A 15,084-nucleotide genomic window follows, 5' to 3' on the forward strand; every position below is an offset into this window, starting at 1 on the left:
GGCCCGCGCAAGCGCAGCGCCGCCGGGCAATGCCCTACACGCCGTACCCCATCATCTTCAACAGCTGCTGCGCATGCTGCACCGCATCCTGACGGTGGGCGACGCCCAGCTTCTGATACAGGTTACGGATATGCGTTTTAATGGTGGTGGCCGCCACCGCCAGCTCACCGGCAATCTGCTCGTTGCTGTAGCCTGAGTAAATCAGCCCCAGAACCTGCCACTCGCGCTGGGTCAGCGGACTGGTGCGGATCAGCTCCGGCACTTCCGGGTGATTCAGCAGACGCTCCACAAAGGTCTCGTCGAAGTGGGCAAACTTGTGGCGATGATGCTGGTTAATCTCACGCAGAATGCGCTGGGCACGGTGCTGATCCAGCTCCGGCAGCGTGTTGAGCTGAATCAACTGGCGCAGCTGCTGCGCCATAGTCTCGCCTTCAATCACAAAGTGGCTGATAAAGCCGGTGCGGTTCGCCAGCTGCAACGCTTCCAGCAGCACGCGCTGGGCGTCATTCTTACGGCCTGACTGCCAGTAAAGCTGGTTTTGCAGCAGCAGGTTGCGGTTGAGATCGCTCATCAGACGCAGGCTGCGGGCATTTTCGTTCAGCTCTTCCAGCACCATCTCGGCCGGTTCAAATTCGCCTAACAGGATCTGCGCCCGGGCAATGTTGCGCCACTGGCTCTGCAGGAAGTGGTTATTGGCGAACGCCGGCTTCGGCGTCTGGCGCAGCCAGTTGGCCGCCGATTTCTTGTCGCCGGTCATCTGCCAGTAGATCACCCGCACCTTATCGGCGTTCGATACCCAGTCGCTGTGGTACTGACCGTTGCCGAGCAGGTTTTCCAGGCGGTTGAGATGGTTACGGGCGTTATCCAAATCGCCGCGCGCCAGCGAGCACTGCACCAGCAGGCCCAGACACTGCAACTGCTGCTGCGGCTGATAGGTGGAGAGCACATTGACCCCAAGACGGGCGGTGCTTTCGGCTTCGTCCAGACGTGCCCACGCCCACAGAAGCTGGGCGCGAATGCGCAGCAGGAACTCGTGCATTGGCAGCTGTTCCAGATGCTGATCGCGGATCAGATTGAACGCTTTTTCCTGCGTCTCCCAGGCGGCCTGCAGGAAGCCCTGGGCAAACAAAATTTCGCTCTGCTGGATCAGGCTCCACAGCGCGTAGTGCCAGACATCGTGACGGCGCGCCATCTGTTCGGTCTGCTGCATCAGCGACAGGGAACGGGTGAGATCGCCTTTACAGTGCAGCACTTCCCCATGCACCGAGGTGGCAACGATACGGCTGTAGAAGTTCGCCAGGGGCAGCTCTTCCAGCGCGACCATCGACAGGCGCTGGGCCTCTTCCTGGTCGCCGTCATTGATCGCCACCTGCGCGCGCAGGGCGTTAAACTCGCCGTGCAGGGCGGCATCCATCTCGCCCTTCATCTCCTGCTCGGCGCGGGCCAGCAGGGTGTTCACTTCGCTGTAGCGATGCTGACTCTGCATCAGCCAGGCCTGGAGCAGCACCAGGCGTGGATTTTCCAGCAGGCTCTCCCACGGCAGGGCGCGCAGCGACTCTTCCAGCAGGGCCAGCTCGCTGTGATTAAACAGGCTCCAGGCGTGGTTGAGCAGGATATCGCGCAGCATATGGGCATCGCCCGCTGCCAGCGCGTGATGAATCGCCTCGCTCGGGAAGCCCTGCGCCATCCAGCTTTCTGCCGCGGCGCGGTGGATTTCCGGTAATTCGGTTGCCAGCTCCCACTGACAGCGCTGGCGCAGGAAGCTGCCAAACAGCGGGTGGTAGCTGAACCACTCCCCGGAGTCGTCCATGCGCTGCAGGAACAACCCCTGACGCTCAATCTCTTCCAGGCGCATCTGGCCGTTGTCTTCGCCGGTGACGCGCACAATCAGCGCATCGTTCATTGAGCGCAGCAGGGAGCTTTTCAGCAGGAACTGACGGGTGGATTGATCGACGCTGTTGAGCACCTCATCCACCAGGTAATCGGAGAGGTGGCTGGCATTGATCCCCGACAGACGACGGGCGGACTGCTGCGTCGGGCTGTTGTTATGCCGCGCCGACAGGGCAATCAACTGCAGGGCGGTCGCCCAGCCTGCCACGTCGTCGCACAGGCGGCTGCTTTCCGCCACCTCGATAGGGGATTTCAGGCGGCAGTCAAAGAACTGCTTCGCCTCCTGATGGGTAAAGGAGAGCTGCTGGCTGCCGATTTCCAGCAGCTGATCGCGCACGCGCAGGTTGGCAATGCCCAGCTGCGGCAGGTTGCGCGACAGCACCACCAGGGTCAGGTTTTCCGGCTGATGACGCAGGAAGAAGCGCATCGACTCATGGATCACCGGGTTGGTGATCAGATGATAATCGTCAATGACCAGATAGAGCGGGCGATGCCATTCGGCCAGCTCGATAAAGAGTTGGGAAAACAGTGAAGAGAGGCTGGCGTACTGCCGCTTTTGCACCATGCTTTCGCTGGTTACGCAGTGTCCGTTGGTCGCCTGCTGAATGGCGGCGATAAGATAACTGGCGAAACGCTCCTGCTGGTTATCGCCCTCATCAAGGGAGTACCAGCCAAGATCGGTCTTGCCGGATGCCCACTGCGAAATGAGCGTGGTTTTGCCGTACCCGGCAGGGCTCGTTACCAGCGCCAGTCGAAAATTGTTCGCGCCGGAAAGTTTCGCCAGCAAGCGTTCGCGGACCACAGTATGGTCAAGACGAACCGGGCGACTTAATTTTGACGGAATCAACATAGTTTTCACTTCACTGTGTGGAAATCGAGATTTTTGATTTTTTTTGCGCTTCGTAATTAATGCATATAAGGTCGGTCAGAAACCTCTTTATTGCAAGTTATGTCCGGGTTTTATATCCCTTAATTTGCACTCGGTCACAAAAATATATGCTGGGGTGCGGGAACTTTTCCGATGGGCCTCGAAAGCGCATGGATACTGGTTTGGCGCGTATGCGGAACGTTAAGCATAAAAAGGAATATAGAATCGTAAAGGCTGTGAAAAGTTAATAAAGTCCTGGGATGGTTACCCTGGTAAAATAACCCTCTGCGATGCAGTAAAATCCTACAGTTATTATTTCAGGTAAGTAATTATTACTGCGCTCATATATTCCTTCTGAAAACCTGTTTCATTTTTTGACACTCTTCCCGGTAATCTCGTCTGCAATGCCCCACACTTTGGCTGCGGAAAGTGGCCGCGATCACACTTTATCGCTCATCCCTGCTACTCCTCCCCGCCTAATCCCTGGCAGGAGGAGGAAGAGCCATAAGTAGCCAGGCACACTAGCGCCAACGTTTTATTTTCTCTCTACAGGATGCAGATTCCCTATGTCACAGCCTACTTTCAACAAAGCTCAATTCCAGGCTGCCCTGACGCGTCAGTGGCAGCGTTTTGGTTTACATGCCGCTGAAGAGATGACCTCCCGCCAGTGGTGGCAGGCCGTCAGTGGAGCGCTCGCCGAGTTACTGAGCGCCCAACCCGCAGTAGAACCGGCGAAAGATCAGCGCCACGTTAACTACATCTCAATGGAATTCCTGATTGGCCGTCTGACCGGCAACAATCTGCTGAACCTGGGCTGGTATCAGGAGGTGAGCGATGTGCTGAACGCGCACAACGTTAACCTGACCGACCTGCTGGAAGAGGAGATCGACCCGGCGCTCGGCAACGGCGGCCTGGGGCGTCTGGCGGCCTGCTTCCTGGACTCCATGGCGACGGTAGGCCAGTCGGCGATCGGCTATGGTCTGAACTATCAGTACGGCCTGTTCCGTCAGTCCTTTGCCGACGGCCAGCAGATGGAAGCCCCGGATGACTGGCATCGTGGCAGCTACCCGTGGTTCCGCCACAACGAAGCGCTGGATGTGCAGGTGGGCATTGGCGGTAAAGTGACCAAAGCGGGTCAGTGGGAGCCAGGCTTCACCATCACCGGCCAGGCCTGGGATCTGCCGGTGCTGGGCTACCGTAACGGCGTGGCGCAGCCGCTACGTCTGTGGCAGGCGACCCATGCCCATCCGTTCAACCTGACCAAATTCAACGACGGTGATTTCCTGCGTGCTGAGCAGCAGGGGATCGACGCCGACAAGCTGACCAAGGTTCTTTACCCGAACGACAACCATCTGGCGGGCAAAAAGCTGCGCCTGATGCAGCAGTACTTCCAGTGCGCCTGCTCCGTGGCCGACATTCTGCGTCGCCACCACCTGGCGGGCCGCAAGCTGGCGGAGCTGGCGGATTACGAAGTGATCCAGCTGAACGACACCCACCCAACCATTGCCATTCCGGAACTGCTGCGCGTGCTGATCGACGAGCATCAGCTGAGCTGGGATGACGCATGGGCGATCACCAGTAAGACCTTCGCCTACACCAACCACACCCTGATGCCAGAGGCGCTGGAGTGCTGGGACGAAAAGCTGATTAAAACTCTGCTGCCTCGTCATATGCAGATCATCACCGAGATCAACAACCGCTTCAAAAAGCAGGTCGAGAAAACCTGGCCGGGCGATAAAGCGGTATGGGCGAAGCTGGCAGTGGTGTTCGACAAACAGGTGCGCATGGCTAACCTCTGCGTGGTAAGCGGTTTTGCGGTAAACGGCGTGGCTGCGCTGCACTCCGACCTGGTGGTGAAAGATCTGTTCCCGGAATATCACCAGCTGTGGCCGAACAAGTTCCACAACGTGACCAACGGCATCACCCCGCGTCGCTGGATCAAGCAGTGCAACCCGGCACTCTCCGCGCTGCTGGATTCTTCGCTGGATAAAGAGTGGGCCAACGATCTCGATCAGCTGATCAACCTAGAGAAATATGCCGACGATGCGGCATTCCGCGAGTCTTACCGCACCATCAAGCAGGACAACAAAGTGCGCCTGGCGGCGTACGTCAAAGCCCGTACCGGGATTGAGATCAACCCGAACGCGCTGTTTGATATTCAGATTAAACGTCTGCACGAGTACAAGCGTCAGCACCTGAACCTGCTGCACATTCTGGCGCTGTACAAAGAGATCCGCGAGAACCCGCAGGCCGATCGCGTGCCGCGCGTGTTCCTGTTTGGCGCGAAAGCGGCGCCGGGCTACTACCTGGCAAAAAACATCATCTTCGCTATCAATAAAGTGGCCGACGCGGTGAACAACGATCCGAAAGTGGGCGACAAGCTGAAGGTGGTCTTCCTGCCGGATTACTGCGTCTCGGCGGCCGAGCTGTTAATCCCGGCGGCGGACGTTTCTGAGCAGATTTCTACCGCCGGTAAAGAGGCCTCCGGCACCGGCAACATGAAGCTGGCCCTGAACGGCGCGCTGACGGTGGGTACTCTGGACGGGGCGAACGTTGAGATTGCCGAGCAGGTGGGCGACGAGAACATCTTTATCTTCGGCCATACTGTGGAAGAGGTGAAAGCCATTAAAGCCAAAGGTTACGACCCGGTGAAATGGCGTAAAAAAGACAAACTGCTGGATGCGGTACTGAAAGAGCTGGAGAGCGGCAAATACAGCGATGGCGACAAGCATGCGTTCGACCAGATGTTGCACAGCATCGGCAAAGAGGGCGGCGACCCGTACCTGCTGATGGCGGACTTTGCCGGCTACGTTGAGGCGCAGAAACAGGTCGATGTTCTGTACCGCGACCAGGAAGCCTGGACCCGGGCGTGCATTCTGAACACCGCGCGCTGTGGCATGTTCAGCTCTGACCGTTCAATCCGCGACTACCAGGCCCGCATCTGGCAGGCAAAACGCTAAGGAAGCGCGATGGAAAGTAAACGTCTCGATAATGCCGCCCTGGCGGCGGGCATCAGCCCCAGCTACATCAATGCTCATGGTAAACCGCAGTCTATTGGTGCTGAAACCAAGAGGCGTTTGCTGGATGCCATGCATAAAGCCAAACCCGTCGCGAAAGCGGCGGTCACCCCCGTCCCGAACGTGATGGTCTACACCGCCGGGAAAAAGATGCCGCTGACGATCGAAGGCAGCGGCGACTTTAGCTGGCTGCTGACCACCGAAGAGGGACATCAGCACAAGGGCCACGCCACGGGCGGCAAAAACCTCAACCTTCCGGCAAAACTGCCGGAGGGCTACCACACGCTGACGCTCACCCAGGACGGCCAGCGCTGGCACTGCCGGGTGATTGTGGCGCCAAAACGCTGCTACGAGCCGCAGGCGCTGAAAGAGGGCAAAAAGCTGTGGGGCGCCTGTGTGCAGCTCTACACGCTGCGCTCGGAGACTAACTGGGGGATCGGCGATTTTGGCGATCTGAAAAAGATGCTGGCGGATGTCGGCAAGCGCGGCGGGGCCTTTATCGGCCTTAACCCGATCCATGCGCTCTATCCGGCCAACCCGGAGAGCGCCAGCCCGTACAGCCCGTCGTCCCGTCGCTGGCTGAACGTGATTTATATCGACGTGAACGCCGTGGAGGATTTTCGCAACAGCGACGAGGCGCAGGCGTGGTGGAAGATGGAGACTACCCGGCAGACGCTGGAACGCGCCCGCGATGCCGAGTGGGTCGATTATGCCTCCGTCACCGCGCTGAAGATGGCCGCGCTGCGTATGGCGTGGAAAGGCTTTGCGCAGCGTGACGACGACCAGATGGCGGCCTTCCGGGCGTTTGTTGCCCGCGAAGGGGAGAGCCTCTACTGGCAGGCGGCGTTCGACGCCCTGCATGCGCATCAGGTGCAAGAGGATGAAATGCGCTGGGGCTGGCCGGTCTGGCCTGAGCAGTATCAGTCCGTCGACTCCCCGGCGGTGAAAGCGTTTTGCGACGACCATGCCGACGAGGTCGATTTTTACCTCTGGCTGCAGTGGCTGGCCTACAGCCAGTTCGCAGCCTGCTGGCAGGAGAGCCAGGGTTACGACATGCCGATTGGTCTCTACCGTGACCTGGCGGTTGGCGTGGCTGAAGGCGGGGCGGAAACCTGGTGCGATCGCGAGCTCTACTGCCTGAAAGCCTCTGTCGGCGCGCCACCGGATATTCTGGGCCCGCTCGGTCAGAACTGGGGTCTGCCGCCGATGGACCCGCACGTGATTGCGGCTCGCGCCTATGAGCCCTTTATCGAACTATTGCGCGCCAACATGCAGAACTGCGGTGCGCTGCGTATCGACCATGTGATGTCGGTGTTGCGTCTGTGGTGGATCCCCTACGGCGAAACCGCCGACCACGGCGCCTACGTTCACTATCCGGTGGACGATCTGCTCTCTATCCTTGCGCTGGAGAGTAAGCGCCATAACTGTATGGTGATCGGCGAAGATCTCGGTACCGTACCGGTAGAAATTGTCAGCAAGCTGCGTGACAGCGGCGTGTACTCCTACAAGGTGCTCTATTTTGAAAACGACCTTGAAAAGAACTTCCGCGCGCCGGAGGCGTATCCAGAACAATCAATGGCAGTCGCGACGACGCATGACCTTCCTACGCTTCGTGGCTGGTGGGACAGCGGCGACCTTACCCTGGGCAAGACGCTGGGTCTCTACCCTGACGAAGTGATGCTCCGCGGGCTCTATCAGGATCGTGAGCTGTCGAAGCAGGGGCTGCTGGATGCGTTGCATGAGCACGGCTGCCTGCCAAAACGCACCGGGCATAAGGCGTCGTTGATGTCGATGACCGCCACGCTCAACCGCGGTTTGCAGCGCTACATTGCCGACAGCAACAGTGCGCTGCTGGGATTGCAGCCGGAAGACTGGCTGGGTATGGCGGAGCCGGTTAACATCCCGGGCACCAGCTACCAGTACAAGAACTGGCGTCGCAAGCTCTCCACCTCCCTTGAGGCGATGTTTGCCGATGACGGCGTGAACAAGCTGATTAAGGATTTGGATAAGCGGCGAAAAGCGGCTGCGAAGAAGTGATAAAAAAACCCGCCGGATGGCGGGTTTTTTATTGCCCGGTGACGCGTAGCGATCCGGGCCTACGGAATGTGCATGTTCTGTTTATGTAGGCCGGGTAAGGCGCAGCCGCCACCCGGCACTATCACATCACACCACCATACCCAGCAGCAGACACCCAATCAGGCCGCAGACGGAGATGATGGTCTCCAGCATCGACCAGGACTTGATGGTCTCACCGATGGTCAGGTTGAAGTACTCCTTGAACAGCCAGAAGCCCGGATCGTTGACGTGAGAGAAGATCACGCTACCGGAACCCACCGCGATAACCATCAGCTCAGGGCTGACGCCCGTAGTCGCAATCAGTGGCGCCACGATACCGCCCGCAGTGATAGCGGCCACGGTGGCAGAACCCAGCGCGATACGCAGAACCGCCGCGATAGACCAGGCCATCAGGATAGGAGAGATGTTGGTTTCATGCATCATGGAGGCGATGTACTTGTCCACGCCGCTATCCACCAGAACCTGTTTGAACGCACCGCCACCACCGATGATCAGCAGCATCATGGCGATGATTTTGATCGAGGAGCCCAGGGTGTCGTTAATCTGATCCATGGAGCGGCCACGGTTCAGACCAAAGGTGAAGAGCGCAATCAGAACCGCGATCAGCGTCGCCATTACCGGGTCGCCCAGAAACTCCGCCACGCCCAGAACCGGATGGCCTTTCGGCAGCACCATTTCACAGACGGCGCGCAGGGCCATCAGCACAACCGGTACCAGAGAGGTCCAGACGCTGACGGCAAAGCTTGGCATTTCGGCTTCAGTAAAGGTTTTGGCGTTATACAATCCTTCCGGGATCGGCTTGTCGATTCCTTTCAGGCAGCGGGCAAATACCGGGCCTGCCAGGATAACGGTCGGGATCGCAAGGATAGTACCGAACAGCAGGGTTTTACCCATGTCCGCATGGAAAATGGTGGCGATAGCGGTCGGGCCCGGGTGCGGCGGCAGGAAGCCGTGTGTCACTGACAGTGCAGCAGCCATCGGCACACCGACATAGAGCAGCGGGATGCTGGCAGAAGCGGCGATGGTGAACACCAGCGGCAGCATCAGCACGAAGCCCACTTCGTAGAACAGCGCGAAACCAACGGTGAAGCCGGTTAAAACCACCGCCCACTGAATGTTGTTTTTGCCGAATTTAGCAATCAGCGTGGTTGCGATGCGCTGTGCGCCACCGCAGTCAGCCAGCATTTTACCGAGCATGGCACCGAAGCCCATGATCAGCGCCAGGCTACCGAGCGTACCGCCCACGCCAGCTTTAATGGAGCTGATAACTTTTACCAGCGGCATACCCTGCATCAGGCCGACAGCAAGTGCCACCAGAACAAGGGCGATAAAACCGTTCATTTTGAAACGGATCATCAAGAGCAGTAACAGGATTACACCGATAGCGACAATGACTAATGGCATGATTATCTGGCCTTAAAAATTGTTATGGGTAACGTCATTATTTCAACGACATACTAATGTTGCCCCAACTGGGAACGGCTAACTGATGGCACACAGAGAGGCTGCCTTCTAAATCTTTAGTTTAGTCGGTCGGCGTAAAGCTGTTTTAGTGCCCGTGAGAATGATACGGGTAACATGTGCGGCTTGAGAATGACCCCCGCGGTCAAAATGTGAATTCTGAGACGCAGGTCATGTTATGAGGCAAGGGAAGAGGGGATGTGCGTTTGTAGGCCCGGTAAGCGTAGCGCCACCGGGCAAGCAAACGGGCAATCAGTAGTAAGAGTGTTCGCCGCGCTGGTGTTCGGTAAGATCGCGTACGCCTTTCAGCTCCGGGAACTCGTTCAGCAGCTGCTTCTCGATCCCCTCTTTCAGGGTGACGTCGACCATTGAACAGCCGTTACAGCCGCCGCCAAACTGCAGAATGGCGAAGCCTTCGTCGGTGATCTCCATCAGGGAAACACGACCGCCGTGGCCCGCCAGCTGCGGGTTGATCTGGGACTGCAGCAGATACTCCACGCGCTCCATCAGCGGAGCGTCATCGCCTACTTTACGCATTTTGGCGTTTGGCGCTTTCAGCGTTAACTGCGAGCCCAGCTGGTCGGTGACAAAATCGATTTCCGCATCTTCCAGATACGGGGCGCTCAGCTCATCGACATAGGCAGTGAGCTGCTCAAATTTCAGGGCGGTGTCAGTTGCTTCCACAGCATCCGGTGGGCAATAAGAGACGCCGCATTCTGCATTCGGGGTGCCAGGGTTGATCACGAAAACGCGGATCTGGGTCCCTTCTTCCTGATTTGCCAGCAGTTTGGCAAAGTGCGCTTGTGCAGCATCGGAAATACGGATCATAGAATTGGCCTAATAGTTGACTAAATTACCTGGGTATAATACGCCCAACCTGAGGGCGCTACAAGGTTCGACACAGACACCATACCTGAACCGACGCCGCGCCGCTTCGCAAAAGCAGGCGGGAGAGCTCCGCAACGGTAGCACCTGTTGTCACGACATCATCCACCAGAGCGATATGGCGCCCTGCCACCGGAAATTCAAGCGCAAAGGCGTGCCGCAGGTTGCGTTTACGCAGTCGCGCGCTGAGCCGATGCTGGGCCGGGGTCGCGCGGATGCGGCGAAGCGCGTCGGGAACATAGCGGCAGTTTAACCAGCGGGCCAGCGGGCGACAGAGCAGGTCACTCTGGTTAAAACCGCGCCGCCAGTGCCGCCGGGACCAGAGCGGCACGCTGACCATCATATCGACACGCGGTAAACCGTGGCTGCGCCTGGCCCGCAACAGCGCCAACAGTAACAGCCTCGCCAGCGGCTGGGCCAGCTGGCTGCGGCGGGAAAATTTTAGCTGATGGACAAGCAGGCTCACCGGCGGCCTGTAACCGCACACCGCCACCAGTGCCTGCCACGGCGGCGGTTTACAGAGGCAGCGCCCACAGGGCAGGTGAGGGTGAATGGCCGGCAAGCCGCACCGGGGGCAATGGCTCCCCCGAGGGGCAATTCCCCTTTCACATACGGAACAGACTCCCCAATGGCCGAGGGTCAGCGGCATCCGGCATAGCCAGCACAAGCCGGGCACTGTTAGCATAGACAACCTCCTTGTGAAAAAAGAGAACAGTAATCGATGAACAACCTTTGGTGGCAGACCGTCGGGACAGGAAATTGTCATCTTGTGCTGCTGCACGGATGGGGGCTGAATGCCGAAGTATGGCGTTGCGTCAGTGAGGAACTGGCCTCGCATTTTACGCTGCACCTGGTGGATCTGCCGGGCTTTGGCCGCAGCCGGGATTTTGGCGCAATGACGCTTGAGGAGATGGCGGAGCAGGTGCTGGCTCAGGCTCCGGATCGGGCGATCTGGGTGGGCTGGAGCCTGGGCGGGCTGGTGGCGAGCCAGGTTGCCCTGACGCACCCTGAGCGGGTGCATGCTCTGGTGACCGTCGCCTCTTCCCCCTGTTTTAGCGCCCAGGAGGAGTGGCCGGGGATCAAACCTGAGGTGCTGGCCGGTTTCCAGCAGCAGCTGAGCAATGACTTCCAGCGCACGGTGGAGCGCTTCCTCGCCCTGCAAACCATGGGCACAGAAACGGCGCGCCAGGATGCCCGCACGCTGAAAACCACGGTGCTGTCATTGCCGATGCCGGAGGTGGCGGTGCTGAATGGCGGGCTGGAGATCCTGAAAACGGCCGATCTCCGCGCGCCGCTGGCGACGCTTTCGCTGCCGCACCTGCGAATTTATGGCTATCTCGACGGGCTGGTGCCGCGCAAAATCGTGCCGCTGCTGGATGAGCAATGGCCGCAGAGCGAAGCCCTGATCATCGCTAAAGCGGCGCATGCGCCCTTTATCTCTCACTCCGACGAATTTTGCGCGGCGTTGATCGCCTTAAGTCGTCGTTTAAACTGATTATTTTTCATTTCAGCTGGAAAAAGTGACGTACCGCAACAATACTCAATATATCGTTGCGGTTATCCCGCGTTCGATAATCAAAATTACAATCATCTTTGGGAGTCATGACTATGAAACTTGTCACAGGTATTGTTGCTTCTCTGGTTATTGGATCACTCTCTTTCGGTGTTATGGCGGCGGAAGAGATCCAGAAAGACAAAGTGAAAGAGATGAATTTGACGAAAGTTGGCCATATCTCTACGTCTGACACCACCGCGCCAATGGATGCGCGAAAAGAGCTTTCACAGAAAGCTGATGAGATGGGCGGTAAGTACTTTGTCGTCACCAGCGCCAACAAAGATTCGAAAGACATCCGCGCGACCGCAGAAGTCTACAAATAATTGCACAAAGCCGGGCAGAGTTGCCCGGCTTTATTCACACTTAACGCAGCGCCCACCACTCCCTGAGGCAGGCTTTTCCTTCGGGGCAGCTTTTACAGCTGCCGGTTAAGCAGCCGTCGGCATCTTCCTGAATTCGCTTCGCTTTGCCCATCGCCTCAAGACGTTGCAGCATGGCCTCGATCATCGCCTGCGGGGTATGCAGCATCTGGCTAAGCTGGGTGGCCTCCATTCTTCCCTGTAGCGCCAGTAAATCACGTACTTCAATTAACGATGCCATGCCGCCTCCTAATGACAGTCGCTTACCGGACTTTCACAGCAGGCCGCCGCGGTTCTGCCTTTCGCCAGCAGATTAACGTCCACACGGCTGCGGGCCCGGCGTAACAGCCCGATCACCACCACGTTAAACAGTACCACTGCCAGGATGCAGACCAGGCTGTACTGCGGATGCTGAGTAAAATTGACCGTCTGGTAGTAGACCGTCGCCAGCGAGTAGGCGATGTTCAGCCCCCACAGCACCGAAAAGCCCATCCAGCCGCGGCTCGATTCGCGGGCGATGGCTCCCATGACCGAGATGCAGGGAATGTAGAGCAGAACGAAGATCAGGTAGCTGTAGGCCGCTGAGGCGCTGCCAAACTTCTCGCTCATCACGCCCATGGCGCCCGTCGCCATCTCGCCGTCGCCTTTGCTGGCTTCAATCGGGTTTGCAAGAACGCTCAGGCTGAAGGTCGCTTTCAGGCTCTGCCAGGTTTCATCCACGGCGCTGACCAGCTCGTCGCCGAGGTGGAAATCGGCCGGGTTAAACGCGGCTTCCTGAATATTCTCGGCGGTATAGAGGGTGTTAAGCGTACCCACCACCACCTCTTTCGCCATTGCGCCGGTGAACAGCCCGACGGTAGCCTGCCAGTTGTCTTCATGCACGCCAATGGGTTTGAACAGCGGGGTGATAACGCGGCTGACGGAGGCCAGGGCGGAGTCGTCAATGTTGTCTACCGCCTTGCCGTTCAGGGAGAAGCTGTTGAGCGCGCTGAGGAAGATGCTGACCACCACAATCACTTTACCCGCCCGCAGCACAAAGCCTTTAAGCCGCTGCCAGGTCTGGATCAGCAGGCTTTTCAGGTGTGGAACGTGGTAGACCGGCAGCTCCATCACAAACGGGGTCGCCTCACCACGCATGATGGTGTGCTTGAGCATCAGACCGGTAAGGATCGCCATCACGATCCCCAGCACGTAGAGCGAGAAGACCGCCAGGGCCCCCTCCTGGCCAAAGAAGGCGGCGGCAAACACCGCGAAGATCGCCAGCCGTGCGCCGCAGGACATAAACGGCGCCATCATGATGGTCATCAGGCGCTCGCGGGGCGCATCCAGCGTCCGCGCCCCCATCACCGACGGCACGTTGCAGCCGAAGCCGACAATCAGCGGCACGAACGATTTGCCCGGCAGGCCGAGGGCCTGCATCAGACGATCCATCACGAAGGCGGCGCGGGCCATGTAGCCGGAGTCCTCCAGGAAAGAGAGGAACAGATACATCATGCCGATCTGCGGCACCAGCGGCAGGACGGTGTTGATCCCGCCGCCCAGCCCCTGGGCGAGGAAGATAGTCAGCCATTCCGGCAGATGCAGCGTATAACCCAGCCACTGAATGCCGTGAATAAAGAGGGCGACAGAGCCGACGTCAAACAGCGGCTGTAGCGCGCCGCCAATGTTGATGGCCAGCAGGAACATCACGTACATCACCAGCAGAAAGACCGGCAGACCGAGGAAACGGTTGAGGATCACCGTGTCCATCGCCTGGGTAAAACGGCTCGGCTCGGCGGTAAGGGCATTGCTGACCACGTCGCAAATGGCAGCGATGCTTTGATAGCGGGCATCGGCAATGTGCAGGGCAGGGTCGTCCAGCTCGTCATTCAGTCGCGCAAGGGAGGCATCCAGCTGGTGGGCGGCATCACCGGCATAGGCACGACTGTAGATATCGCCTTCCAGCATTTGCAGGCCGAGCCAGTGGCGCTGTCTGAACGGCATGCTGTGCGCCATTGCCTTTGCGAGGATCCCGGCTTCACGCAGCAGGGGCTGGGCATAGTGCACCAGCTCCACCTCAGCATTGCGGCTGTGGCGGTCAATGGCAAGCTTCAGGGCGTCGATACCGCGGGCGCGGGTTGAGACCAGCGGCACCACCGGGCAACCGAGACGGGCGGAAAGCGCGTCGACATCGATGCGGATCTGCTGTTTTTCCGCAATATCGAGCATGTTCAGCGCCACCACGCAGGGGATACCCAGCTCCAGAAGCTGCAACGTGAGGTAGAGGTTTCGCTCGAGGTTTGAGGCGTCCACCACATTGATCAGCAGGTCGGCGTCGCCGCTCAGAATATAGTGGCAGGCGATCTGCTCATCGAGCGAGGTCTGGGAGGAGATGGTGGTTAACGAGTAGGTGCCGGGCAGATCGACGAGGGTGACCTGATTGTCGGTGGTCGTAAACTGGCCCTCTTTACGCTCGACCGTGACGCCCGCCCAGTTACCGACGCGCTGACGGGCGCCGGTAAGCTGGTTAAATAACGTTGTCTTGCCGGAATTGGGGTTGCCAATTAAGCCAATGGTTAATTTTTTCATTTTTTCAGACTCGCTACGAGAGCTGGCGTTTTATTGTGACAGAGCTTCAACTTCTATTAAGGCGAGATCTTTCTTACGCAGAACCAGATTCACACGTCGGGTTTCGATATGGACCGGATCGCCCAGCGGGGCCACACGTACAACGTGGAATGAGGAGCCGGGAAGCATCCCTAAAGAGAGCAGCTTCTGGCGATAGGCCGGGCTGATTTCGCGGGTGAAGCCGGTGATCTTCCACGCGCTGTCTGGAGTAAATTGCATAGTGCCTACTTAACGGAAGGTTAAATAATCAACAGACACAATGGTAATGAGAATGGTTTCTATCATCAATATTAAATATGTGACGGAATGTGCATGGCGCTATTAATTTGCAGCCTGGTTGACCTTGCTCAATATTTACGGCGCTGA

The 15,084-nt window shown here is 58.3% G+C and carries 11 protein-coding genes; 4 read left to right on the forward strand and 7 right to left on the reverse strand.

Annotation, left to right across the window (positions count from 1 at the left end; all coding sequences use genetic code 11):
• Positions 1-34: 34 nt before the first annotated feature.
• Complete coding sequence (malT, locus tag WFM46_RS08160; RefSeq protein ID WP_114316507.1) at positions 35-2,740, reverse strand: HTH-type transcriptional regulator MalT; 2,706 nt, start codon at positions 2,738-2,740, stop codon at positions 35-37.
• A gap of 584 nt (positions 2,741-3,324) precedes the next feature.
• Here malT and malP point away from each other — a divergent pair.
• Complete coding sequence (malP, locus tag WFM46_RS08165; protein ID WP_336997421.1) at positions 3,325-5,718, forward strand: maltodextrin phosphorylase; 2,394 nt, start codon at positions 3,325-3,327, stop codon at positions 5,716-5,718.
• A 9-nt stretch (positions 5,719-5,727) separates the two neighbouring features.
• Positions 5,728-7,812: a 4-alpha-glucanotransferase gene (gene malQ / locus WFM46_RS08170; RefSeq protein WP_336997422.1), complete on the forward strand. Its 2,085-nt coding sequence runs from the start codon at positions 5,728-5,730 to the stop codon at positions 7,810-7,812.
• A 126-nt stretch (positions 7,813-7,938) separates the two neighbouring features.
• Here malQ and gntT read toward each other — a convergent pair whose 3' ends face one another.
• From gntT to gntX, 3 genes are all read right to left on the reverse strand, one after another.
• Positions 7,939-9,255, reverse strand: a complete 1,317-nt coding sequence (gene gntT / locus WFM46_RS08175; protein WP_103177324.1) for a gluconate transporter — start codon at positions 9,253-9,255, stop codon at positions 7,939-7,941.
• A 309-nt stretch (positions 9,256-9,564) separates the two neighbouring features.
• Positions 9,565-10,140, reverse strand: coding sequence for a Fe-S biogenesis protein NfuA (nfuA, locus tag WFM46_RS08180; protein ID WP_103177323.1), 576 nt, complete (start codon positions 10,138-10,140; stop codon positions 9,565-9,567).
• Positions 10,141-10,198: 58 nt separating this feature from the next.
• Positions 10,199-10,882 (reverse strand): DNA utilization protein GntX, encoded by a 684-nt coding sequence (gene gntX / locus WFM46_RS08185; protein ID WP_336997423.1) that lies wholly within the window; start codon positions 10,880-10,882, stop codon positions 10,199-10,201.
• Positions 10,883-10,918: 36 nt separating this feature from the next.
• Here gntX and bioH point away from each other — a divergent pair, with 36 nt between their 5' ends.
• Both bioH and WFM46_RS08195 read left to right on the forward strand, forming a co-directional pair.
• Positions 10,919-11,692, forward strand: a complete 774-nt coding sequence (gene bioH, locus WFM46_RS08190) for a pimeloyl-ACP methyl ester esterase BioH (protein WP_336997424.1) — start codon at positions 10,919-10,921, stop codon at positions 11,690-11,692.
• Positions 11,693-11,805: 113 nt separating this feature from the next.
• Positions 11,806-12,075 carry a YdgH/BhsA/McbA-like domain containing protein gene (locus tag WFM46_RS08195; RefSeq protein WP_103177320.1) on the forward strand — a complete coding sequence of 90 codons (270 nt, stop codon included), beginning with the start codon at positions 11,806-11,808 and terminating at the stop codon, positions 12,073-12,075.
• 40 nt (positions 12,076-12,115) lie between these two features.
• On the opposite strand, the gene feoC is transcribed toward WFM46_RS08195, so the two are convergent.
• From feoC to feoA, 3 genes are read right to left on the reverse strand one after another with little or no spacing between them, the layout of a single operon-like run.
• Positions 12,116-12,352, reverse strand: coding sequence for a [Fe-S]-dependent transcriptional repressor FeoC (gene feoC, locus WFM46_RS08200; RefSeq protein WP_103177319.1), 237 nt, complete (start codon positions 12,350-12,352; stop codon positions 12,116-12,118).
• Between the two features lie 8 nt (positions 12,353-12,360).
• Positions 12,361-14,679 (reverse strand): Fe(2+) transporter permease subunit FeoB, encoded by a 2,319-nt coding sequence (gene feoB / locus WFM46_RS08205; RefSeq protein WP_156655306.1) that lies wholly within the window; start codon positions 14,677-14,679, stop codon positions 12,361-12,363.
• A 30-nt stretch (positions 14,680-14,709) separates the two neighbouring features.
• Positions 14,710-14,937: a ferrous iron transporter A gene (gene feoA / locus WFM46_RS08210; protein ID WP_103177317.1), complete on the reverse strand. Its 228-nt coding sequence runs from the start codon at positions 14,935-14,937 to the stop codon at positions 14,710-14,712.
• Positions 14,938-15,084: the final 147 nt, after the last annotated feature.

The organism is Leclercia sp. M50, assembly GCF_037150775.1.
In the GTDB taxonomy this organism is placed as follows: domain Bacteria; phylum Pseudomonadota; class Gammaproteobacteria; order Enterobacterales; family Enterobacteriaceae; genus Enterobacter.